Genomic DNA, 23,831 nt, shown 5'->3' on the forward strand with positions numbered 1-23,831 from the left:
TGTGTAACTAAAATTACATAATATTGGTTTTCTTATTAGAATATAAAAACTAATAGGGTTAATTAATAGGGTTAATATTAAAAAATTTTTATTTATATTTATAGGTAAGAACGGCAATAAATATATTTATTATTAAAAATATGGCTATTGGCAGGAAAAAAATTAATACTTCAATGCCATCTCTGCTTCCCATTGCTACACCAATAAAGGATATTAAGGTGTTAATTATAAATAATACTAAAACATATAAATATAAGGTTATATATTTATATAAAGAAAATGCAATTAGCATAAGAATTAACATTATATACGGTCCCACAATAAATGGACCTGAGGGAAATATTAATTGGATAATTTCTCCCGTTGGGAAAAGCAATAGCCCTAAAAACACAACTGCAATGAGAATTCCATAATAAAATCCGCTCTGTTTAAATATCAAGTAAAACTTTCTTATTTTATTTTCTGTTTTCTTTGAAATTATTTTTTTATTCATAGCTCCTATAACCACACAAGACTGTAATATTTAAAAATTATATGGTTTTTGAACCAACTATATCAATTATACTTCTAAATAATTCTATTGAGTAATATGAAATAGTCCAGCTAAAATATACTCTCTTGAAAGCACGTTTCCTAAAATACTGATTTACTTGTCAATTTATAAATATGAATTCCAAATTATATATTGAGATTCTCTTTCCCTCAGCTTAAATAGTTTGATAGAAAGAATTTAAGTGTAGAAGAGTTTGTTTTATAATTAATATTCTTATAAAGTTGCATTTAAAAGATTATTTTAAGAACTTATTATCAACAAAGGATGACCTTAAGACATGGTTCTTGCACAAAAAACAGTAATCAGTAAAATATTGATTTCTGTTTAGACGCAAAACGAAGGGATACATATTTCATCTTAAGTTCAGCATTTTGTAATTTAAGAGAGAATAATAAAATAGGGCTACTTTGAAGTGCACCCCAAATGTTAGACATTTATGATACCATAAACAAAAACATAAGGGTATTTTTCTATGCATTAAAAAATTGCTATCGGATTGACTTTCCCTTATGTGTTTTCAACTTAATTAAAACGGTGGATCAAGTGATAAATCTCTTTGTCTATTTATCGTGGACTATGAGTTCCAAGATGTCAGGGCGTGAGTAATGACCTGCCGGATCAAAGTCCATGCGACTTAAGATGACTTGTCCCATATCTAAATCTGCATAGATTATCTCTTCTTTGTTCCAAAGTGGTTCAACTACGTACTGGCCAAAAGGATCCACAATACAGCTGCCACCTGGACACAACTCTTCGGGCAACGAGTTTAGTTCATCCTGATAGTTAAATATGTTTGGATACATGGACTTATTCACGTATTGATTACAGCCTATGACATAGCAACGACCTTCAAGAGCAATATGCCTCATGGTAATCTGCCACTCATCCCTATTATCTGCAGTGGGTGCAAGATAAAGGGTAACTCCTCTATCGTATAGGGCTGCTCTGGCTAGAGGCATGTAGTTTTCCCAGCAGATTAGGGTTCCCATAGTTCCAAATTCAGTGTCTAAGGTAGTTATGGAGTTGCTGTGTCCATCTCCCCAGATGAGCCGTTCTGTACCTGTGGGTTTCATTTTACGGTGTTTAGCCACCAGCTGTCCATCAGGAGAAAATATTAAAAAGGAACAGTATAGGGTTGTGTTATGTAGGTCTCTTTCCGAAACTCCTATGCCTACATAGGCGCCAACCTTTTTTACCGCTTCTCCAATCCTATCCGTATCTTGACTGGGTACGAGAAGTGAATTGTCATAGAAGACCTTCCAGTCTTCTCTTCCCTCCATAGTTCTGCTGCCCACTATGTAACCATAGGAGAAACCCCTTGGATAGCAGGGAATATAAGACTCGGGAAATATAATTAGATCCGCTCCACCGCTACCCGCTTCTTCTATTAGTTCAATAGTTTTATCGATAGTGGCTTCTTTATTAAAAAGTATGGGTGACGCCTGTACGACTGCGACTTTACAACTATCTTCTAAGCTCTTCATCATATTACCTCCTCATAACTAAATTTTACCAACTTACATTAATTACATTCTATCAAATAAAAGTGGATTTGAATATAGTATGTTAAAAGCATTCAAAAAATCAAGACTAACATGATTACGATTAGATTTTTGATTAAGCCTTTAAAAATATTCCTATTTATTAAAGTGTTCAAAAATTTTTTTTGCACTTACTTTAGAGTCTTCATTTTCCATAGTCAATTTAAAGTTGGACTTTTTAATACTGTAATTTTGATCATAGTATTTTTTAATTAGGTCTTCAATAACTATATCATATTCATCTTTTTCAATTAGATTTTTATAATTTTCAAATCTTTTATCATTTATATATTTATGAAGTTCGTCAAGGGATTGTAAAATTTCTCTTTGAAAGCCCCCGTCTTCCAAGTGGACGTACTCCTCTTTAATTCTTCGCACTCTCGTTTCAATAGAAGAATTTATCAATACCTGATTTGGAGAAAGGGAGTAGGCGTCATATAAATATTTGGGAAGGGACAATTTTCCTATTTTTATACTTTCGCTTTCTGTAAAAACCAACTTTTCTTTAAAGCTGTATAATTTTTCAAATAGAAGACTTTCAAACATTTTTTGGGAGGGTTGATCCTTTAAACCCACTCCGCCGAATATGGAACCTCTATGAGATGCCAATTTTTCTAAATTTAAAACCTGCGCACCCAGATTTTCCAATTCATCTAAAATTTCAGTTTTTCCAGATCCCGTATATCCGTTTAAGTTAACAAATGTAAATTGCTTAACTAATTTGGGAAGCTCATCTATTATAAAATGTCTATAGCCCTTGTATCCAAAGTTTAACTTATAAACTCTCTCATCTAAACTCTTTAAAAAATTAAAAAGCACAGTGCTTCTGTAGCCTCCTCTTGAACAAAAAAGTACTATGTCTCTTTCATGTCCCAAGTTGGAAACCAGATTAAAGTAGTCATTTAACTTAGACAGGGCATATTGAACTCCCACTGCTTTGGATTTTTCTATTTCTCCTTTTACATAGAGTATGCTTACCTCTTCTCGCTGGCTGTCGTTTAATATGGGCATATTAACGGAGTTTGGAATAGTAAATGCAAAAAACTCCCCTTCACTTCTAAGGTCAATGTATAGGGGATTTTTAAAATTCAACGTTTCTTTATAATCTATTGCTTTAAACATAATTACCTCTTTTCAAAGATATTATACTAAATAGAAAAATATTTTAAAAGGTAGTTAATATCAGATGCAAGTGCTAAAATAGAAATGAGGTGGATTATGAAACTTGATGTTTGTGGAGGCTGTAACGCAAAAATCGGAGCAGGCTCTTTAGATGATATTTTAAAAGGTATGGATATTTTTAAAAGACCCGATATTTTAATTGGGTTTGAAGGTAAGGAAGATGCCTCGGTAATAAAAATTACAGATGATGTGGCAATGGTCTTTACTGTGGATTTCTTTCCTCCAATGGTTGACGATCCCTATGTTTTCGGTCAAATTGCTGCTGCTAATGCTCTTAGTGATTGCTATGCTATGGGAGCGGAGCCGGTGTCCTGTTTAAATATAGTTTGTTTTCCGGAGGAAGAAGATAAAAATATTTTAAAGGAAATACTAAGAGGTGGAGCTGACAAGGTAAAAGAGGCAGGAGCTACTTTAAGCGGAGGTCACTCCATTCATGATCCCAGAATTAAGTACGGTCTATGTGTAGTTGGAAAAGTAAATCCTAAGAATATTTATAGAAATAACACTCCCAGAGTGGGAGATAGGTTAATTCTTACAAAGCCCTTAGGAGTATCTCTTTTGGCCAGCGGTTATTCCGTTGGAGAAGTTACGGAAGAAAACTTTAAAGGGGCTTTAGAGAGTATGGTTAATTTAAATAAATATGCCTTTGAAATTTTAAAAAACTATGATGTAAGTGCTATAACTGACGTTACAGGATTCGGTTTATTGGGTCATTTAAGTGAAATGGCAGGAGAAAGTTTCAGTGCCACGTTGTACTCCGGAGAGATTAATATATTAAAGGGAGCAAAAGAAGCGGCTGAAGATTTTTTATTTACTGCTGGCGGTCAGAGAAATCGAAATGGATATGGAAGTAATATAGAGTTTTTAATAGATGACTTTGCAATGGAAGAAGTGCTTTTTGATCCTCAGACTTCAGGCGGTTTACTATGTGCTGTAAGTGGGGAAGATACAGATAAGCTATTAAAGGAATTAAAGGAAAAGAACATTGACGCATCTGTTATAGGAGAAATAACAAGTAAGAGAAAAAAGACGATTTATGTGAGGTAGATATGAAAATTATTGATGCCAGAGGTTTGGCTTGTCCCAGACCTGTAATTCTATCAAAGAAAGCCATAAGGGACGAAAATTTAACGGAGCTGTTAGTAAAAGTGGACAATGAAATAGCGACGCAAAATCTTTCAAAAATGGGAACACAGTTGGGATTTACAGCAAAGGTAGAAAAAGAATCAGAGGGAAATTATGAAGTAACTTTGTCTAAAAGAGATGAATCTCTATGTGAAATTATGTTTGAAGGGGACAAAAGTGAATATATAGTGGCAATTTCCTCTGATGAAATGGGAAGAGGAGATGAGGTTTTCTCCAAGACTTTACTTGAAGGATTTATTTATGCCCTAAGGGAGCAGGATATACTTCCAAAGTATGTAGTACTTTATAATTTAGGAGTTAAACTAACTACGATAAATAAAAGCACTGTGGAAGATTTAAAGTACTTGGAGGAGCAGGGGACTGAAGTGGTTTCCTGTGGACTTTGTTTAGATAATTACAATTTAAAAGAGGAATTAAAAGTGGGAAGTATTACCAATATGTATAGAATTTGTGAGTTGCTTAGATTGTACAAGGTAGTAAGTCCATGTTAGATTATTATCTTTTTACCTTTGAATCTTCCAATAAAGCTATGGCAGCCAAGTTTGCCATAGGGGATTTAGAAGATATGCGAATTATTCCTTTAATACCGGAAATTTCAGCGGGATGTGGTTTGGCTTTAAAGTATTCCGGAAGTAAGTTAAAGGACGTTGAAAAATCTTTAAGGGAGAAAAAAGTGGAATATAGTGAGATTTACTTAGTTAGTAAGGGTGAAATAGAGAGGTTGAAATGATTTATTTTGACAATAGTGCCACTACGGTGAAAAAACCTGACAGCGTTTCAATGGCAGTTTATAAAGCCATAGCTAGTGGGAATTACGGAAATCCTTCAAGAGGTTCCCATGATTTTTCTCTAAATGCTCTTGAGGGATTATATAAAACCAGAAGTGTTATTGCTGATTTTTTTGGAGTAGAAGATCCCTTAAAAGTAGTATTAGTAAGTAATGTTACAACGGGATTAAATTTGGCTATAAGGGGTCTGTTAAGTGACAGGGATCATGTAATAACCAGCGATGCTGAGCATAACAGCGTTTTAAGACCACTATATCAGCTGGAAAATTTGGGAGCTGAAATTTCTTTTTTACCTCTTGATAAAAGGGGAAATATTGAAATTGAGAAGTTGGAAGAGAGCTTAAGACCAAGTACCAAGGCTGTAGTCATTACTCAAGCTTCAAATGTCTCAGGAATAGCCACTGATTTAGATTATGTATTTGACTTTTGCATAAAAAACAATTTGATTTTAATAGTAGATGGAGCTCAGGGTGCAGGAACTTTAAATTTTAAATTAAGGGGAAGGAAATTTCCCGACATGGTTTACGCATTTACAGGTCATAAGTCACTTTATGGACCTCAAGGTACGGGCGGACTAATATTTGTAGGTGATTTAAGCCCTAAGGCAGTATTTAGCGGTGGAAGTGGAATTGATTCTTTCAATAGAGAACAGCCAAATATGCTTCCTGATATTTTTGAATACGGGACTCAAAATATCCACAGTAATTTGGGACTTTTAGAGGGAATAAAATATTTAAATGATTTAGGGATGGAGAAAGTTGAAGACAAATTACATTCTCTTGCCAATTATTTTTATAATGAGGTATCGAAAAACAAAAATGTGACCCTATATAATGAATTTCATAGAAGCTGTGCTCCCATAGTATCTTTAAATGTTAAAGATTATTCTTCAGGCAAGACATCGGACATACTTTGGAATAAATATAAGGTAGCAACACGAGGAGGTTCCCACTGCGCCCAAAGATATCACGAAAGCATGGGAACTAAGGAAAGGGGAATGGTTAGATTTTCCTTTTCCACCTTTAATACTTTTAAAGAACTGGACTATGTTTTGGAAGTATTGGAGATAATTTAGAAAGGCCTTCAATTCTTAGATATTAGCTAAGGATTGAAGGCTTTTAATATAAGGAAGTTTTATACAGATAAGTATTAAAGAGAGGTTTTAAAATTAATGTTAAGATTTTTATTTTAAAAAGCGAAAAAAGCAGATAGCATATAAATGATGGAGTAAGGAAGAAAATTTTAAAAAATAAATATGTAAGAGATTAAAATTTTTCTTATTTATGGTTTAAGAAAGATTTCATTGATGAGAAAATATGCAAAAATTTAATTGGTAAATAAATTCCATAAAACTTGTAAATGAATTAAATAATGGTGTAAATATATTGCTTAGTTAAAGCCTTTAGTATCTTATTTTGGGTATAAAATAAATAGAATAGTTTTAAGTGTGTTCTTATTTTCATTTTTAATATTTTATGGCAAATTTAAAATATGATTCTCAATCTATTTTTAACTTATGGCTTAAAATGAGTTTTAAATAATTAAGTATTTATATATCTGAAAGATAAAAAATCAATTTAAAATAATTTTGTTGGGATTAATATAAATTTAATATTTGAAACCTTATGTTTTACATAAATTGTAAAGTGTATTTGAGATAGTAGTTTAGTTTCTATTGTGAAGATGGAGGTATAAAAAATGTTGAATTTAAGTTCTAGTGAAAAGTCAAAAGTAATTTCTGCAGTATCAATGGCATCGGTTTCAAATGTTTCAAATTTAACTGCAGATAGAGTTGTTGCATTGACAGGCGGACATGGAATGGTAAATATGGCAATACATACTGTTGCAAATGTAATAACTGAAGAATTGTTAAAGGGAGAAAGCTTGACTATTGAATTTGCAGATGCACGAAGGCTACCTATTGATGATTTAATGGGGAAAGCTATAAGAGTAGCTAAGAAGTCAGGTGCTGACAGTGCAAATGCGGCCTTAATAGTGGCTTGTATTATGTATTTGGCGGGTTCAAAAGCTCAAGTAGGAATACCTGCAGGGAATCGAAAATTAGGTGCTACTGCAAGAATGTTAGCAGGAGCAGATAGGGTAGGGGTTGCCAATGTCCCAACAGCTAAGATGAATAATAAAATCTCAGGTTTTCCTGCAGTTATGGCGATTTATCAAGCGATAATGAGAGGAGAACTTACAAGTTATGATGGTAGAAATGTACCTGAATTTGTAGCGGGGGGTCCACTATATGGCCATAGTGCTCTAGGAGAGGATTATATATGGCCTGAGATGGCTGAAAATGGAGCGAGGATTGGAACTCAAGCTATGTTAGATGCAATGGCGGGAGCTGGAATGAGACCTCATGGTTTTACTGCAGCAGTTCTTGGGGCCGCGGCAATTTTAGAAATAATTCACCCAGATGCTGAAGTTCCTGAGGAAAGTGGAGTATATGGAAGAACGAGTTCTGCCTATTTAGTAGGTAAGGCTGCAGCAACTACGGCGGGATTACCTGAAAAACTACATATGAAGGTGACAGGTGAAGTTTATAATACAGCTCAAGTAATAGGTGATGTAGGACTAATTTTGAAAGATATAGGAGGACCTTCAGTAATAGGAATGATGGCCTTTGATGAAATTTTCGCAGCTTTTAGTGAAATGATTTCAGGCTTTTCAGGTTCACCTATAAATGCGCCTATTGGACACGTGGGAGCCTATGCTGTTATAGGAATGAAAGCTTTATTGGAAAATGAAGGGCAATTTGATAAAGTAGCTGAATTAATTGCAAAGGAACGTGGAGAGACTTCCTTTGATCCCGAAGTGGCTTTAATAAGTATAAATACAATTTGTAGGAAAGCAAATGAGCTACATTCAGGTCCTGTAACTAAGATGCTTATAGAAGCTACAGAGCCGGCAAGAGCAAGTGCCATATATAGACGAGCGGAATTTGTAGTGGACGAACTTAGCTCGGGTAAAGAATTATCAGAAGTAGTTAAAATATTAGAAGATGAACGTATAGCTAATGTGGAAAATAATGCAAACAGGATACTTGGCGCAATGGCAGGGGAAAAAGTAGAGGTAAAGGTTTTAAAAATTGAACCAGGAGCAAGAAGGACTACGAAGGTGGCTAAAAAATATTTAGCCTTTGATCCTCTTGTAGATATAAGTGTAACTATCGGAGATAAAAGTGCCACTTTGGAAAACTTTGTCCATGAATTACTTCCTGAAATTAGTAGGGGAGAAAGAGACGATATTGCTTGGGCTGCTCCCTTTGCAGCAACTGTAGTAAGTGAGTTAATTCTTGCATCAGTATGTATACTAAATATAGTAATACCGGCGGCAATAGCAACGGCATTAGAACTACATTCACCTAAAGATGCCGGTACTATTGCTGAAAAGGCAGCATATATTACAGGGGCAATACCTGGAGGTAAAGCTGCGGCAACTGATGTAGGAAAGTTGGCATTGAGGATAATGAGGTATTAATATAATTGGGACTTAGTCCCAATTATATTAATAAAGGAGTTAAAGATGAATTTATATTCAAAGGAAGGATTGCTTTTATTAGTACAGGTAGATCATTTAAATGGTGAACTTCTAGGTTCGATTATTGAATATTTGTACAAGGCAGGAGCCTTTAATGTTCAATGTATTCAAACCATCACTAAAAAGAACAGACCAGGAATAATTTTTTTAATAGATACTTCACAAAATAATTTAGAAAAAGTTGAAGCAACAATAATAAATGAGATAGGGTCTACTGGATGGCATCTTTTAAATACTGAACATAGACATACTGCAGTGGAAGTAATATCGAGAGAAGTAGTTGTAAAAGTTAATTCTATTGAGTTTCCATTTGAAATTCAAGGGAAAAAAATGAAAGATGGAAAGGCAAATATTAGACCTGAGCATAGTAGTTGTACTATGTTAAAGGATAAAATAGAAAAAATTAGTAAAAAGAACATACCGCTTAAAGAAATTTATGATAAAGTTGGAAGAGTGTTAGATGAAGAGATAAATACACTTTTATTTTAAAGTTAGGAGCTATGAGTTGAGAGGACTTTATTTTCAATGTGATTCAGGAATAAGTGGAGATATGACAGTGGCTGCACTTTTAGATTTAGGCGCTGACCAGAGAATATTGCTGGAGGGACTTAAAAGCTTAAATGTCAAAGGTTTTGAAGTTGAAATTAAGAAAATACAAAAAAACAATATGGTAGTAAGTGACTACAATGTTGTAATTGGCAGAGGAATAGAGCAGAATGCCTTAAAAGTAAATAGAAATATTTATGATATTATCAATATAATAGATAATTCTTCGTTGACTTACAACGCAAAAAACATTGCAAAAAACATATTTAAAATTAAAGCTGCTGCAGGAGCCGAAGCTCATAAAAAATCTGTTGAAGAGTATTATTTTCACGAAGGAGGAGCTTTAGATTCCATTGCGGATATTGTAGCTACTGCAATATGTATAGATGATTTAGAAGTATCTGAATTTATAGTAGGTACAGTAAATGATGGTTATGGAAATATAATTTATAATGGTATTGTGCTACCTGTTCCAGTTCCAGCTACAAGCATAATAGCAAAAGAGCATAATCTTAATTTAAGACAGATAAATATTAAGGGGGAAATGGTTACACCTACGGGAGCTGCAATACTTGCTGGACTTAAAACAAGGGATAGATTACCGAGTGATTATATTGTTATTAAAACAGGATATGGTAACGGGAAGAGAGATTATAAAGGAGGAAGTATATTAAAAATACATCTAATTGAATGGGAAAATGATTGAGGTGAAAGATGAGAGACATTTGCTTGGCAAAGAAAATATTTAAAAATGAGAATCTTTCTTTGGTAGTGGTGAAAAATGGGAAGGTTTTGTTTAAAAGTAAAGACAGGGGAATAAAGCCATTATATCTTGCAGTTACAGAAAGAAGAGAGGTTTTGGAAGGAGCAAGTGTTGTAGATAAAGTAATAGGAAAAGCTGCTGCTATGCTCTGTGTTTATGGGAAATTTCATGAAATTCATACAGAGGTGATTTCTAAAGAGGCTAAAGAGATTTTAAGGGAAAATGAAATAAAACATACATATGAAGAGTTAACTTTTAGGATAATGAATAGATCTGGAGCAGATCTATGTCCTATGGAGAAAATTTCAATGAAGTTAAATGATGTCGAAAAATTATTAAATGAAATTGATATGTTTTTAAAAAATAGTAGTTAATTAAAAACAGGAGGTGTATTATGAATTCAAAAGTATCAACTAGGGAAATGGTGCTGAGTGCAATTTTAATTTCTGTGGGCTTGATACTACCAATAATATTCCACAGTTTTGGAATAGCAGGTCAAATTTTCTTGCCAATGCATATTCCAATATTAATAGGAGCGATGTTGTTACCGCCTGTTCTAGCTTTGACAATAGGTATAATTACTCCTATTTTAAGTAGTCTTTTAACTGGAATGCCTGTATTGTTTCCAATTGCAATTATTATGGTTGCTGAATTAGGTACATATGGTTTTATTGGCTCTGTGATGGTTAGAAAGTTTAATTTATCAAACCTAGTTTCTCTAATTATTGCCATGATTTTGGGTAGGATTTCTGCGGGACTTATGGTTGCCATTCTAGCGAAGTTTTTTTCAATTAATTTGAATCCAATAATCTATGTGAAAACAGCTATTGTAACAGGGATTCCTGGAATTGTATTACAAATTGTAATAGTACCAACACTGGCGTATTCAATAAATCAATTTTATAGATTGGCAGTTCGCAAATAGAGTTAAGATTTAGTTTTTAGAAGGAAGGTGAATTATGACGAGAGTATTAAAATCAGAGGAGTTTGCTGAAAGGTTAAAGGAGAGATTAAAAAGTAGTGTAGAGGAAAAAAATCTTAATCCAATATTATCGGTAATAAGATTTGGAGAAAATCCTGCGGATCTTGCCTATGAAAGGGGTATTAAGAAAAGTGCAGAGAGTATAGGTATTGAGGTTCAAGTTAATGAATTAGCGTTAGATAATGGTGAGGAGGAAGTATTAAGTTTAATTGAAGAATTAAATAATAGAGAAGATGTGGGTGGTATTTTAATATTTAAACCTCTTCCTGAACATTTAGATGAGTATAGGATAAACGAAGCCATAGATCCTTTAAAGGATGTGGACTGTATGACATCTTTAAATAAGTCAAAGGTCTATTCGGGTGATGTTACGGGATTAATACCGCTTGCACCTAAGGCGGCAGTACTTTTACTGGAAGAGTATGGTTATGAATTAAAGGGAAAGAACTGTGTTATTATAAATCACTCAAATGTAGTGGGCAAACCGCTTGCAATGATTCTTTTAGACAGATGGGCAACTGTAACTATATGCCATGTGGAAACCAGAGATTTAAGAGAGCATACGAAAGGTGCCGATTATGTATTTACAGCTATGGGAAGAGCTGAAAGTCTTGATGAAAGTTATTTTAATGAGGACTCTATAATAATTGATATTGGGCTATCTAAAAATGCTGAAGGTAAAATGAGAGGGGACTTAGATGCAAAGAGCGTTGAGGGAAAAGTAAAGGCCTATAGCCCTGTTCCGGGAGGCGTTGGAAAGATGACTAATTTACTCCTTCTGGAAAATGTAATCAATTATTATTTAAGATAGGTCTTAAAGATTTAGTAATAATAATTATTTTTAAATAGTTATTATTATTAGACGTTTAATAGATAGAGCTTTGATATTCTTCTTACAAGAGGAAGTAGTACATAGTATTTAGGAGGTAAAAGAACAATGAAAAAAGTAATGTGTATCCCAAATTATTCAGAAGGTAGAGACCTTGATAAAATTGACAAAATAGTTGAGTGTTTTAGAGCTAAAGAAGGAGTTAAGTTAATTGACTATCAACCGGACAAGGACCACAACAGAACTGTTGTTGAGTTAATAGGTGATCCTGATGCGATTATTGACGCTGTTGTTGAGTCAGTTAAAGTAGCTCAAGAAGTTATTGATATGACTAAACATGAAGGTGGACACCCAAGAATGGGAGCAGTGGACGTTATCCCTTTCGTACCTGTAAAAGATGTTACAACTGAAGATTGTGTAGAGTATGCTAATAGAGTTGGTAAAGCTGTTGGAGAATTAGGAATTCCTGTATATCTATATGAAGATGCTGCTACTACTCCTGAAAGAAAGAACCTTGCGAAAGTTAGAAAAGGACAATATGAAGGATTCTTTGAAAAGATTAAAGAAGCAGAGTGGAAACCAGATTACGGTCCACAAGAAATGAATGCAAAAAGTGGTGTAACTGGAGTTAGTGCGAGATTCCACTTAGTAGCTTTTAACGTTAACTTAAATACTGATAAAGTTGAAATAGCTGATGCAATAGCTAAAAAAGTTCGTCACGTTGGCGGAGGATTAAGATTTGTAAAGGCAATAGGCCTACCTCTTGAAGAAAGAAATCAAGTACAAGTATCTATGAACTTAGTAAACTTTGAAAAAACTGCTGTTTACCAAGCTCTTGAAATGATTAAGTTTGAAGCTCAAAGATATGGTGTATCTGTGTATGGAACTGAATTAATCGGTTTAATTCCGCTACAAGCATTAATTGACTCAGCTCAATACTATATGCAAATTGAAAACTTCGAATACGACCAAGTATTAGAAACACTGTTAATCGGTGAATAATAAAAAATTATAAGGAATAAGGAGAAAAGAAATGGCAGAGTTTAAAACTGATATTGAAATAGCTAATGAAGTTGAGATGGAGCCCATAGTTGAAATTGCTAAAAAATGTGGCTTACATGAAGATGAAATAGAAAATTACGGTAAGTATAAGGCGAAAATTTCCTTTGATGCAATTGAAAGATTAAGTAAAAATGAAGATGGAAAATTGGTACTTGTTACAGCTATAACTCCAACACCAGCTGGAGAAGGAAAGTCAACTGTATCAATTGGACTTACTCAAGGTTTAAATAAAATTGGTAAAAATTCAATAGTTGCTCTTAGAGAGCCATCTCTAGGACCGGTTTTCGGAGTTAAGGGTGGAGCTGCAGGTGGCGGTTATTCACAAGTAGTTCCTATGGAAGATATAAACCTTCACTTCACAGGTGACCTACACGCTATGACAGCTGCTAACAACTTACTTGCAGCATTAGTAGACAACCATATTCACCAAGGAAATGAATTGAGAATTGACTCAAGAAACATTACTTGGAAGAGAGTTCTTGACATGAACGATAGAAGTTTAAGAAATATAGTAATCGGTCTTGGTGGAAAAGCTGAAGGTTTCGTAAGAGAAGACCACTTTATGATTACAGTTGCATCTGAAATTATGGCAGCTCTTTGTCTATCTCATGACCTGGAAGACTTAAAAGCTAGACTTGCTAGAATGATAGTTGCTTATAATTTAGACGGTGAGCCAGTAACAGCAGGAGATTTAAATGCACAAGGTGCAATGGCAATGCTTCTTAAAGATGCTATTAAACCTAACTTAGTTCAAACTTTAGAGCATACTCCGGCTTTAATTCACGGTGGACCATTTGCTAATATAGCTCACGGATGTAACTCATTAGTAGCTACTAAATTAGGTTTAAAAATGGGAGATTACCTAGTAACTGAGGCAGGATTCGGTGCTGACCTTGGAGCTGAAAAATTCCTTGATATCAAATGTAGACTTGGCGGTTTAAATCCTGATGCAGTAGTTATAGTTGCTACTATTAAAGCACTTAAGATGCACGGTGGAGTTGCTAAGACTGACCTTAAAGAGGAAAATGTAGAAGCTCTTGAAGCAGGATTTGCAAACCTTGGAAGACACATTGAAAACCTTAAAAAATTCGGTATGCCAGTAGTTGTAGCAGTTAACAGATTTGCTCAAGATACTGATGCAGAAGTTAATAAATTAATTGAAAAATGTGAAGAGTACGGCGTAGAAGTTTCTCTATGTGAAGTTTGGGCTAAGGGTGGCGAAGGTGCAATTGACCTTGCTAACAAAGTTGTAAACTTAATTGAAACTCAAAAGAGCAATTACAAACCAATTTACGATGTAGAAGATACTATAGAAGGAAAATTAAATACTATAGTTAAAGAAATCTACAGAGGTGGAAAGGTTACAATTACTCCAGCTGCTAGAAGACAAATTAAGAAGTTGGAAGAATTGGGATTGGATAAGATGCCGATTTGTATGGCTAAGACACAATTCTCTTTCTCAGATGATCCAAAATCAGTAGGAGCGCCGGAAGGATTTGAAATTACAATCCAGGACGTAAGAGTTTCTGCAGGAGCAGGTTTTATAGTATGTCAAACATCTAACATTATGATTATGCCGGGACTTCCAAAAGTACCAGCTGCTAATAACATGGATGTTGATGCAGATGGACATATGACAGGATTATTCTAAGGAGGAAATATGTTAAAGGATTTAAGTGTAAAGGATTTTGTAGCTGAAACAGCTTCTGATTCACCGGCACCAGGTGGCGGTTCAGTATCAGCGCTTGGAGCAGCTCAAGCGGCAGCTTTACTTGGAATGGTTGCAAATTTAACTGTTAAAAGTAAAAAATACGAAGAACTTCATGAAGAAATGGCTGAGATAGCAAAAAAATGTAAAAAATATGAAGAAGACTTTGTAGAAGATATAGATAGAGATGCTAACTCATTTAACGGTGTTATGAAAGCATTTAAAATGCCAAAGGAAACAGATGAGGAAAAAGCTGCAAGAAGCGCAAAAATTCAAGAAGAATATAAAAATGCAGCTAACGTTCCACTATCAGTAGGACTTAAGACAATTGAGCTTTTAGATATTGCTGAAGTTCTTGCAGAAAAGGGAAACCCAAATGCAATTACTGACGTGGGAGTTGGAGTATTAAATATTAAACTTGCAGTTACTGGAGCATTTTACAATGTTAAAATCAACTTAGGTTCAATAAAAGATGAAGCTTATGTAGCTGATTTAAAAAATCAAATGAGCGAAGCTCTAGCAACAGTTGATGAAAGAGCGGATAAAATTTTAAAGACTGTTGAATCAATGATTGAATAATTTGTTAGGGACTTGGTATCAAGTCCCTTAATTATTTTGACAATATTTATTTTGGAGATATGAAATGAAAGCTTACTTACTATTAGATTTCGGAAGTACTTATACAAAACTCACTTGTGTAGATGTGGAAGCAGAGGAAATAGTTGCCAGAGAAAAGGTCATAACTACAGTTCAAACGGGTTTAATGGACGGTTTTTACCAAGGACTTGAAAAAATAAAAGAAAAACTTCCAAGGGATATAAAGTTTGAAAAAACCTTGGCCTGTTCCTCCGCGGCAGGTGGTCTTAAAATGGTGGCAGTGGGTCTGGCCAAGGACTTGACTGCTGAGGCGGCAAAACGTGCAGCTTTGGGAGCAGGTGCTCGAATTTTAAAGACCTATAGTTTGGAATTGTCTGATGAGGACATTGAAGAAATGGAAAGCTTAAATTGCGATATAATTCTTCTATCAGGGGGAACGGAAAATGGCAACAAGGTATATATAAGTCACAATGCAAGAAAACTTACACAACTTAAAAGAGAGATTCCAATTGTAGTGGCGGGAAACAGTGCAGTAAATGAAGAAATAGCTAGGTTGTTTGATGAAAATAAAATGGACTATGTAATTACTGAAAATGTAATGCCCAAGGTAAATACCTTAAATGCCGAACCTGCACGTGAGTGTATTAGAAAGATATTTATGGAAAAAATTGCTCTTGCCAGAGGTATTAATACCATAGAGGGTTTTATTGACGGCGTAATTATGCCCACTCCCGGAGCAGTTTTAAAGGGGGCTGAACTTTTATCTCTAGGTACAGAAACAGAAGAAGGTCTTGGAGATTTAATGGTTGTTGATGTGGGAGGAGCAACTACTGACATTCATTCTGTTGGAAAGGGAAGTTCAATAGAAGAAAATGTGAGATTTGAAGGTTTACAGGAACCCTTTGCCAAGAGAACAGTTGAAGGCGACTTAGGGATGAGGTATTCAGCTTTAAGCCTGTATGAATCAGTGGGCGAAGAGAAAATAAAGGCAAATCTTGATGAGGATTATGACATAAAAGGCGAATGTATTAGAAGAAGTCAAGATATAATGATGGTTCCTAAGACACCTTCGGAATTTAAATTTGACGAGGCCTTGGCAAAATGTGCCGTTGAGTTTGCAACTGACAGACATGTGGGACATATGAGGAAGGAATATTCCTATACAAGGTATATTTACTATCAAAGCGGAAAGGACCTTAGAGATTTAAAGACAGTAATTGGCACGGGAGGTGTAATAGTGCACTCAAAAACACCTGAAAATATTTTAAGCTGCACTAACTACAATGAAGACAGACCTTACACACTTTCTCCCGAAAATCCGAATTATTATGTGGATATTGAATATATTCTTTCCGCAATGGGTATTTTAGGTACAGTGAGACCTGATGAGGCTATTAGGATAATGAAGAAGTATTTAAAGAAAGTAGGTTGACATATGAAAGAGAGAACATTTGACTTTGTAAAGGCCGATCCGGCTGGAAATATTACGGGCTTTGTAGTTTGGCCGGTAGATCCCAATCAAAGAGCTGCCTATGCAAATGCGATTATGGAGCAAATAGATTCCAGTATTGAGCAAGTGGGTTTTATTAGTCCAAGTTATGATGGACCGCCTTTGAGAATGGATATGATGGGTTCTGAATTTTGCGGTAATGCAACTAGAAGTTACGGCTTATATGCTGCAAGCTTTGAAGACTTTCAAGGCGAAGGTGAAATAGAGGTTTATGTAAGTGGAGTAAAGGGTCCTATAACTGTAAAGGTGGACAAGGAAAAATCCACTGCCTCTGTGGAAATACCAAAAGCTAAAGCTGTTTCAGAAATAGAGCTTGAAGGAACTGACTATAAAGTAATTGAACTTGAGGGGATAGTTCACACCATAATTGATAATAGAGAAGAAGATGAAAAGTTTGTCAAAGCTGCTTTGGAAAAAATTCAGCAAAAATTTGAAGAAGAGGCCTATGGAGTTTTATTTTTAAATAAAGACACCTTTGAAATGGTTCCCTATGTATATGTAAAGGGTTCAGATACTTTAATCAGAGAAGGCTCTTGCGGTTCGGGAACAGTTGCAACGGCAACTTACCTTACTTTAAATTCCAAGGAAGAAACCTTTGAACAGGAAATTAAACAGCCGAAGGGAAGTATAGTAGCTACGGGAAGAAGAGATGAAGAGGGAGATTTTGTATTTTCCATTGGAGGATATGTAGAGCTATCCGACGTTGAAAAAGTAACAATAAAACTATAATAAAATATTTGGGGTGCTGTAAAGGCTGAGATGACAAAAAGTCAAACCCTTGAACCTGTACAGATAATGCTGGCGTAGGAAAGAACTTTAGTTAAAGCGGGTTGTGTTAAACATAATCCGCTTATTTTTAAACCTGCTTAGTTAAATCTAAGTGGGTATTTTTTTATTAAAAGTTTATAAAATAATGGAGGTTAAAATGAGTAAAGATAATTTAAATTCAATGGGAAATAAAATTAAAAATCGTAGATTAACTGTGGCAAGTTTACTAATTGCTTTGGGATTTGTACTGTCTCCAATTTTAAGAGTACCCGGCATGGCTCCAATGCAACACTTTATAAACGTTATATGCTCAGTTCTTTTAGGGCCTTGGTATTCTCTGGTCTGTGCATTTTTAATCGCCCTACTTAGAATGATGTTACTGGGAGTAAATTTACTTGCCGTAACAGGAGGAATTTTCGGAGCGGTTCTTTCAGGAATTTTTTATAGGAGGACAGGAAAACTTATAGCAGCAACAATCGGAGAAATGATTGGAACTGGCATAATAGGGGCAATAGCCTCTTGGCCTGTTATGAAGTATATTTACGGAGCTCATGAAGTAGTATGGCTAACTTATTTGCCTTCTTTTATAATGGGAACGCTAATAGGCGGAGGGCTGGGATTGTTATTTCTAGTAGCATTAAAGAAGAGAAATTTACTTGAAGATATTCAAAGGAAACTGGGCACCTATAGTGAAAAAAATAATCTCTAAAGTTATAGAGATTATAAAGGTGAAGAATTTAAATTTTGGATTTTAATAGGAAATTAATAACTCTTTTATTAAAATCCCTTGCTTCTTCATAGGCACCATGACCGAGATTATCATAGATAAAAAGTTCGTTATTATTAACTTTTTTAGCTATTTCAAAGGAAGAATTGCTTCCTAAAATTTTGTCCTGTCCTCCGCCTATAATTAAAGTGGGACAGCTTATCCTATGTAGTTCATTATGGGAATTGTGATTTAAACAGGAATTAGCTTGAACTAAAAATCTGTTGAAGTCTTTTGGCTTTTTAAATCTGCCTAAAAGGGGATAGAAAGGTCGTATTTTTCTAAGATAATTTTCCGAATAGGACTTTTCCGAAGTGTCAATTACTATATCCATATAGTTTTCTGCTTCTGCCATTTCCATCCAATTACTAACTACTTGTTTTACAGTTTCATTTTGTTTTGAAAGAGTAACAGCTAATATTAATATCTTAAGTAATTGAGGGTAGTCAATAGCAAGGTATTGTGCAATCATTCCGCCTTGAGAAATTCCCATAATATTTGCCTTAGTAATATTTAAAATCTTCATGGCCTCAGCTTGGTCTTCTGCCATATCTCTTGTAGTATAACCATCTTTTAAAGGAGACTTTCTGCTAAAAATATAAACTTTAAATCTTTTAGCATAGTTTCTATAAGTAAGGGCAAGGGGAAGAGCCATACCTTTAACAGTAATAAATCCGTCGCCTAAACCGGGAAGTATTATTAAAACTTCACTTCCCTTGCCGAAGGAAATATAATCCATATGTCCTTCTGAAAGTTTGAGACTACTATTCTTTGCATTTAACAATTTAATTCTCCTTAACTATTTTTTAAAATTTTTAATTTCAGGAATATTTAATATTTTCTCAAGTAAATTCGTCTTTGTTTTAAAGTAATGATACTTGGTTTCGCCTTTTTTAGAATAAAAATAATTGTAATAATAATTGTATTCCCAATAATCGCTTGAATCTATGGAAAATATATAATTATCATCAATGTTAATCTGGAGTTCGCCGATATTTTCAAGGTAAACTTCACTCATCCAAATAATTTTAGCTTTTGTCATAATGCTCTTAAAGCTTTTAGGGGAATTTTTATCGGTAATTTTTATTGAATTACCATTTGTTTCGGATTAATGAATAGGTATTTAAATATTAATGTGTATTACTTTTTTCATATAATCTATTTGTTAGCCTTACTTAATTATACTTCATAGAAAATATTTGTTAAATATATTAGTGGTTTTATGCTATCATAGTAGTGGGTAATTTTTATAGAAAAGAGATAAAAATGGAGAGATATTCAATAATTAAAGAAAAATTTCCTAGGGAAATAGTGCTTTTAAAGGCGAAACCCTGTAGTTGGGGGAAATGTACTTTTTGTGATTATATTTTAGATAACTCCACAGATGAAGAGGAGATAAATGCCTTAAATGATGAAGTCTTAAAAAGAGTTACAGGAATTTACAAACGACTTGAGGTAATAGATTCAGCTTCTGTATTTGAACTTACTGAGCACACTATGGAAACTATTAGGGAAGTGGTAAGGGAAAAGGGAATTGAGGAATTGGTATTTGAAGCTCATTACCTTTATAAAAACCGACTTGAGGAAATTAGAAATTATTTCAAAGTACCTGTATTTTTTAAAACGGGAATTGAAACCTTTGACAATGACTTTAGAAATAAGGTTTTAAAAAAAGGTGCAGTTTTTAATGATTATAGTGATGTGGAGAAGTATTTTGATTCTCCCTGTATTATGGTGGGAATTAAGGGACAGACCAGGGAAATGATTGACAGAGATATGGATATAGTGCAAAAGCACTTTAAAAGAGCCACTGTTAACATATTTATAAATAACGGTACTGAAATAAAACGAGATGAAGAATTAGTTAAATGGTTTAGTGAAAAATATTATTATCTAAAGGATGACCCTCGAATTGAAATCCTTTTTGAAAATACGGATTTTGGCGTAGGTTAAATTTAAGCTTGTCACTTTTAAAGTGGTAAGCTTTTTTAATTAAATAACTATTGACAAAATGGTCTACTAGCATTAGACTTTAATTAGGTCTACTAATATTAGACTAAAAGGGAGGTTTATATATGGATTATAAAATAGGCGAAATGGAAATGAGGTTTGCGGAACTTATTTGGGAAAATGAACCGGTGGGCTCGGGAGAATTAGTTAAGCTCTGTCAAAGTGAATTTAATTGGAAAAAATCTACTACCTACACTATGTTGAAAAGGTTAATTGAAAAGGGAATATTTAAAAATGAAAAAAGTGTGGTTTCCGCTTTAATCAGTAAAGAAGAATTTAAAGCTAATCAAAGTGAACAGTTTATAGAGGAAACTTTTGAAGGTTCACTTCCTAAGTTTCTTACTGCCTTTACATCTAAAAATAAATTAACGGAAAGAGAAATAGCGGAAATTCAAAAATTTATAGATGAAAGTAGGTCTTAATATGAATTTGGAATACGCATTTTTAAAAGTACTAAGTATGAGTTTTACAGCTTCCTTTGTAATTTTAATTGTTTTATTGGGAAGATTGTTGCTTAAAAAATCGCCTAAAATATTTTCCTATATACTTTGGGCTCCCGTTTTATTTCAACTATTAGTGCCTGTTACATTTAGTAGTTTATTCAGTTTAATTCCAAGGGAAGTAAGCAATGTAGAAAGTAGGGTGGTAGTCTATGAAAAGCCTCCAATAGTAGCAGAGAAAACAGATGTTGTGGAGTCTGTAACTAGGCCTGCAAGTCTGCAAATTAAAGAAGAAAATTCCTTTAATCCAATGCAGTTGTTATTACTTGCGGGAAGTTTAATATGGATTATAGTTTTATTTGGAATGATTTTGAAAATGCTATATTCTCTATGGAAATTAAAGAGAAGATTAGCAGGTTCCATTGGGATAGGGAATAATATTTATATTTCCGATGAAATAGAAAGTCCCTTTGTATTGGGACTTTTTAAACCTAAAGTTTACATTCCTTCCACAGTGGAAAGTGGAGATTATATAATACTTCATGAGCAGGTACACATAGAAAGAGGAGATAATATTATAAAATTTCTAGGGTATATTGCACTTTGTGTTCACTGGTTTAATCCTTTTGTGTGGCTGTCCTTCATCCTTTCTACAAAGGATATGGAAATGTCTTGTGATGAAGCGGTTCTAAGAAAATCAAAAGGGGATATAAGAGCAGATTATTCACAGTCTCTTTTAAATATTTCTCTAGGCAGAAGGTTTAAAGCTGTTAATGCAATTCATTTCAGTGGAAATGATGTTAAAGGCAGGGTGAGGAATATTATGAATTATCGTAGTAATAAAGTTTGGAAGTCTGTTTTATCTCTAATACTTACTCTGGTAATTTTAGTGGGTTGTACTACGGCACCGCCAAAAGAAGAAAAAGAGTTGCCTTTTAAAAATGTAACCCTTTCGGATATTACTGATAAAATGATAGATGACCCAAGTACAAAATGGGTGGATACGCATTTAATCTATGGTGATGAGGATAAAGTTCTTTTAAAAGGAGGATTTGGAGTGTTGGCCTATTCTCTTAAAGAATCTAAAGTAATGGATAGAGTTCCTCGTAGAACATTGGATAACATGTATTATTTAGGACAGATGGGGCAAAAATTAAGAGAAGAGAATCCTGATTATTTGGTTCTTGCTTCTAAATACGGAAATAAACTATATATTCCCGTATTTGAAGACGAGGTATTTAATCTTAAAGAAGGTAAGGCATATATCTACGATATTGCCAAGGGAACTTTTGAAGAGGGAAAGTTTGTCAAAAAAGATTTATTTAATGATTTAGTTGAATTTACATGGGAGGAAAAGAGACTTTATACAAAGGAAAAATCTCCCGATGATTTATGGGAAAATTCAAAGTCTGTGCAGTTAAAAGACAATGTGATATATTCTTTTATTCCCAAAGATTCACCTCCAAGGGAACTGGAAGTTAGAGTTAGAAATAATAAAAGCGGCGAGGAGAAAATCTACAAACCCTTTATAATAAATTAAGTGTCTGGTGAAACAAATAGGGCTAAGAAAGTACAATTTTCAGAAATTTAAATTTACAGTACCATACCAGCTTATATTATGATGATAGAGAAAAATAATATTTGAAAATAGAGACGGAATGTTTGTTTATAATTTTAAAAATCTGAGGTTATAATATGATTGTCATTTGATACACTTAGCAAAATTGATATTAAAAAAGCCCTGTCATAGACGGGGCTTAAATATTTTCCTTTTCCAAGTCAATTAAAGCTTGTTTTACACTAAGGCCTCCTGCAAATCCTGTTAACTTACCGTCACTTCCCACCACTCTGTGGCAGGGAACTACAATGGGTAAATTGTTTTTATGATTTGCAAGTCCTACGGCTCTATAAGCTTTATCGTGACCTATTTCAATAGCTATGTCCCTATAGGTTTTTAATTCTCCATAGGGAATATTTAAAAGGGCCTTGTAGACTTTTTTCTCAAAGGCCGTCCCTCTGATTTCAAAGGGAAAGTCGAAGTGTTTTCGTCTTCCATCCATGTATTCAAGGATTTCCTCATAGGCACTTTTAATTAATTGTGTTTCAAGATAGTCACTGTCTTTTTCACAGTGGCCGAATTCTATTTTTACTATTTTTCCTTCCTCTTCATAAAAGGAAAGAGGGCATATTTTTGTTTCATAGCTATATTTCATAATATCTCCTACTATACGAAGTACTCAGGCTCAGCTCTTCTCTCATACATATCTTCAAGTTCATGAGCATGGTATAAGTAACCTTCATCGTCAAAGTACTTTGCCTTTGTTGGACATTTTTTAATACAAGCACAACACTTCATACAAATGCCGGGTACTTGTGAAACGTCGTCAAAGTCAATTGCAGCCATAGGGCAAAGTTCTGCACAAAGTTTACAGTCAATGCAAAGATCCATATCAGTCTTAGGTTTTACTTTTCTAATGTCTATTCCATTTCCGTTTCTATCTCTAGGAGTGTAGTAAGGTCTGTAGGGTACTTCTCCTACCATTTCAGGTTTACTTAAATCTTCATTTTTAATTTTTGTTGCAACGGCATCGGCAAATTCTCTTACAATTTTAAGATCTTCCGCATCAGGTCTACCCTTTGCCAATATTTCAGAGAAGGAGTGTTCTCCTACAAAGGCACCGCCTGCAATTACGTTAATACCACCTTGTTCCATTAAATCTCTAAATTCAACTAAACAGTCATCTACATTTCTATTTCCAAAAAGTGAAATGCTTACACCAAGGGCACCTTCGCCGTCAATGGTCTTTAAGTAAGGTAATAATAAATTGGGAACTCTTCCCGCAATTGTAGGTACACCGCCAATTACTATGTCTCCCTTTCCAAATTTAGGCATCTTTTCTCTAAATTCTGGAGTTGTGAAATTATAATGGAAAAAGTTATCTATTCCAAGTTTTTTTCCAAGTTCTTTAGCAAATTCCTCCACTACTGTCTTTGTAGTGTCTGTGCCGGTAAAGTAAAATGTACAAATTCTATTGATCATAAAATCCCCCCTTAATTTTATTATAGCAGAGCTATCTCATTTATTCCATTATAC

26 protein-coding genes and 1 riboswitch are annotated in these 23,831 nt (G+C 34.1%); of the genes, 19 read left to right on the forward strand and 7 right to left on the reverse strand.

All coding sequences use genetic code 11. The features are described 5' to 3' along the window. Nucleotides 1-88: 88 nt before the first annotated feature. The 3 genes from EF514_RS01830 to mnmH all read right to left on the reverse strand — a co-directional run bounded on the left by EF514_RS01830 (nt 89) and on the right by mnmH (nt 3,216). Complete coding sequence (locus EF514_RS01830; RefSeq protein ID WP_127723232.1) at nt 89-493, reverse strand: hypothetical protein; 405 nt, start codon at nt 491-493, stop codon at nt 89-91. 620 nt (nt 494-1,113) lie between these two features. Then, nucleotides 1,114-2,037 carry a carbon-nitrogen hydrolase family protein gene (locus tag EF514_RS01835; protein WP_127723234.1) on the reverse strand — a complete coding sequence of 308 codons (924 nt, stop codon included), beginning with the start codon at nt 2,035-2,037 and terminating at the stop codon, nt 1,114-1,116. 153 nt (nt 2,038-2,190) lie between these two features. Continuing rightward, nucleotides 2,191-3,216, reverse strand: coding sequence for a tRNA 2-selenouridine(34) synthase MnmH (gene mnmH / locus EF514_RS01840; protein WP_127723236.1), 1,026 nt, complete (start codon nt 3,214-3,216; stop codon nt 2,191-2,193). 96 nt (nt 3,217-3,312) lie between these two features. Between mnmH and selD the strand changes: the two genes are divergently transcribed. From selD to thiW, 16 genes are all read left to right on the forward strand, one after another. Continuing rightward, the gene (gene selD, locus EF514_RS01845) at nt 3,313-4,323 is read left to right on the forward strand and encodes a selenide, water dikinase SelD (RefSeq protein ID WP_127723238.1); all 1,011 of its coding nucleotides are present in this window, start codon (nt 3,313-3,315) and stop codon (nt 4,321-4,323) included. A gap of 2 nt (nt 4,324-4,325) precedes the next feature. Next, complete coding sequence (gene yedF, locus EF514_RS01850; RefSeq protein ID WP_127723240.1) at nt 4,326-4,913, forward strand: sulfurtransferase-like selenium metabolism protein YedF; 588 nt, start codon at nt 4,326-4,328, stop codon at nt 4,911-4,913. Further along, entirely contained in the window at nt 4,907-5,152 is a 246-nt protein-coding gene (locus tag EF514_RS01855) for a putative Se/S carrier protein (RefSeq protein WP_127723242.1), read from the forward strand. The genes yedF and EF514_RS01855 overlap by 7 nt, the downstream gene beginning before the upstream one ends. After that, a complete protein-coding gene (locus EF514_RS01860) occupies nt 5,149-6,285 on the forward strand; it encodes an aminotransferase class V-fold PLP-dependent enzyme (RefSeq protein WP_127723244.1) in 1,137 nt (378 codons plus the stop codon). The genes EF514_RS01855 and EF514_RS01860 overlap by 4 nt, the downstream gene beginning before the upstream one ends. 623 nt (nt 6,286-6,908) lie before the next feature. Next, on the forward strand, nt 6,909-8,696 hold the full coding sequence (locus tag EF514_RS01865; RefSeq protein WP_127723246.1) for a hypothetical protein: 1,788 nt from the start codon (nt 6,909-6,911) through the stop codon (nt 8,694-8,696). 45 nt (nt 8,697-8,741) lie between these two features. After that, complete coding sequence (gene larC2, locus EF514_RS01870) at nt 8,742-9,245, forward strand: nickel pincer cofactor biosynthesis protein LarC2 (protein WP_127723248.1); 504 nt, start codon at nt 8,742-8,744, stop codon at nt 9,243-9,245. A gap of 16 nt (nt 9,246-9,261) precedes the next feature. Beyond that, entirely contained in the window at nt 9,262-10,008 is a 747-nt protein-coding gene (gene larC, locus EF514_RS01875) for a nickel pincer cofactor biosynthesis protein LarC (protein ID WP_127723250.1), read from the forward strand. Between the two features lie 8 nt (nt 10,009-10,016). Beyond that, a complete protein-coding gene (locus tag EF514_RS01880; RefSeq protein ID WP_127723252.1) occupies nt 10,017-10,439 on the forward strand; it encodes a DUF1893 domain-containing protein in 423 nt (140 codons plus the stop codon). Between the two features lie 20 nt (nt 10,440-10,459). Continuing rightward, complete coding sequence (locus EF514_RS01885) at nt 10,460-10,990, forward strand: ECF transporter S component (protein ID WP_127723254.1); 531 nt, start codon at nt 10,460-10,462, stop codon at nt 10,988-10,990. A 34-nt stretch (nt 10,991-11,024) separates the two neighbouring features. Then, nucleotides 11,025-11,858 (forward strand): bifunctional 5,10-methylenetetrahydrofolate dehydrogenase/5,10-methenyltetrahydrofolate cyclohydrolase, encoded by an 834-nt coding sequence (locus EF514_RS01890; RefSeq protein ID WP_127723256.1) that lies wholly within the window; start codon nt 11,025-11,027, stop codon nt 11,856-11,858. Nucleotides 11,859-11,984: 126 nt separating this feature from the next. Beyond that, on the forward strand, nt 11,985-12,878 hold the full coding sequence (gene ftcD, locus EF514_RS01895) for a glutamate formimidoyltransferase (RefSeq protein ID WP_127723258.1): 894 nt from the start codon (nt 11,985-11,987) through the stop codon (nt 12,876-12,878). Between the two features lie 31 nt (nt 12,879-12,909). Beyond that, nucleotides 12,910-14,589, forward strand: coding sequence for a formate--tetrahydrofolate ligase (locus tag EF514_RS01900; protein ID WP_127723260.1), 1,680 nt, complete (start codon nt 12,910-12,912; stop codon nt 14,587-14,589). A 9-nt stretch (nt 14,590-14,598) separates the two neighbouring features. Further along, complete coding sequence (locus EF514_RS01905; protein ID WP_127723262.1) at nt 14,599-15,225, forward strand: cyclodeaminase/cyclohydrolase family protein; 627 nt, start codon at nt 14,599-14,601, stop codon at nt 15,223-15,225. A gap of 64 nt (nt 15,226-15,289) precedes the next feature. After that, nucleotides 15,290-16,675, forward strand: coding sequence for a methylaspartate mutase accessory protein GlmL (gene glmL / locus EF514_RS01910; RefSeq protein WP_127723264.1), 1,386 nt, complete (start codon nt 15,290-15,292; stop codon nt 16,673-16,675). Between the two features lie 3 nt (nt 16,676-16,678). Next, complete coding sequence (locus EF514_RS01915; protein ID WP_127723266.1) at nt 16,679-17,482, forward strand: histidine racemase CntK family protein; 804 nt, start codon at nt 16,679-16,681, stop codon at nt 17,480-17,482. Further along, nucleotides 17,482-17,580, forward strand: a riboswitch (TPP riboswitch). Its footprint overlaps the gene before it by 1 nt. A gap of 98 nt (nt 17,581-17,678) precedes the next feature. Continuing rightward, entirely contained in the window at nt 17,679-18,230 is a 552-nt protein-coding gene (thiW, locus tag EF514_RS01920; RefSeq protein ID WP_240648983.1) for an energy coupling factor transporter S component ThiW, read from the forward strand. A 28-nt stretch (nt 18,231-18,258) separates the two neighbouring features. Here the strand turns inward: thiW and EF514_RS01925 are convergent, their stop codons facing one another. Further along, nucleotides 18,259-19,071 (reverse strand): alpha/beta fold hydrolase, encoded by an 813-nt coding sequence (locus EF514_RS01925; protein ID WP_240648984.1) that lies wholly within the window; start codon nt 19,069-19,071, stop codon nt 18,259-18,261. A 15-nt stretch (nt 19,072-19,086) separates the two neighbouring features. Next, a complete protein-coding gene (locus EF514_RS01930) occupies nt 19,087-19,329 on the reverse strand; it encodes a hypothetical protein (RefSeq protein WP_127723268.1) in 243 nt (80 codons plus the stop codon). A 224-nt stretch (nt 19,330-19,553) separates the two neighbouring features. Here EF514_RS01930 and EF514_RS01935 point away from each other — a divergent pair, with 224 nt between their 5' ends. The 3 genes from EF514_RS01935 to EF514_RS01945 all read left to right on the forward strand — a co-directional run bounded on the left by EF514_RS01935 (nt 19,554) and on the right by EF514_RS01945 (nt 22,277). Then, the gene (locus EF514_RS01935) at nt 19,554-20,240 is read left to right on the forward strand and encodes a radical SAM protein (RefSeq protein ID WP_127723270.1); all 687 of its coding nucleotides are present in this window, start codon (nt 19,554-19,556) and stop codon (nt 20,238-20,240) included. A 122-nt stretch (nt 20,241-20,362) separates the two neighbouring features. After that, on the forward strand, nt 20,363-20,719 hold the full coding sequence (locus EF514_RS01940; RefSeq protein ID WP_127723272.1) for a BlaI/MecI/CopY family transcriptional regulator: 357 nt from the start codon (nt 20,363-20,365) through the stop codon (nt 20,717-20,719). Continuing rightward, complete coding sequence (locus EF514_RS01945; RefSeq protein ID WP_127723274.1) at nt 20,703-22,277, forward strand: M56 family metallopeptidase; 1,575 nt, start codon at nt 20,703-20,705, stop codon at nt 22,275-22,277. The genes EF514_RS01940 and EF514_RS01945 overlap by 17 nt, the downstream gene beginning before the upstream one ends. Nucleotides 22,278-22,494: 217 nt before the next feature. Here the strand turns inward: EF514_RS01945 and EF514_RS01950 are convergent, their stop codons facing one another. Then, nucleotides 22,495-22,950 (reverse strand): methylated-DNA--[protein]-cysteine S-methyltransferase, encoded by a 456-nt coding sequence (locus EF514_RS01950; RefSeq protein WP_127723276.1) that lies wholly within the window; start codon nt 22,948-22,950, stop codon nt 22,495-22,497. An 11-nt stretch (nt 22,951-22,961) separates the two neighbouring features. After that, complete coding sequence (locus EF514_RS01955; protein WP_127723278.1) at nt 22,962-23,777, reverse strand: 4Fe-4S binding protein; 816 nt, start codon at nt 23,775-23,777, stop codon at nt 22,962-22,964. Nucleotides 23,778-23,831: the final 54 nt, after the last annotated feature.

The sequence above is a fragment of the Anaerosphaera multitolerans genome, from assembly GCF_004006535.1.
Taxonomy (GTDB): domain Bacteria; phylum Bacillota; class Clostridia; order Tissierellales; family Peptoniphilaceae; genus Anaerosphaera; species Anaerosphaera multitolerans.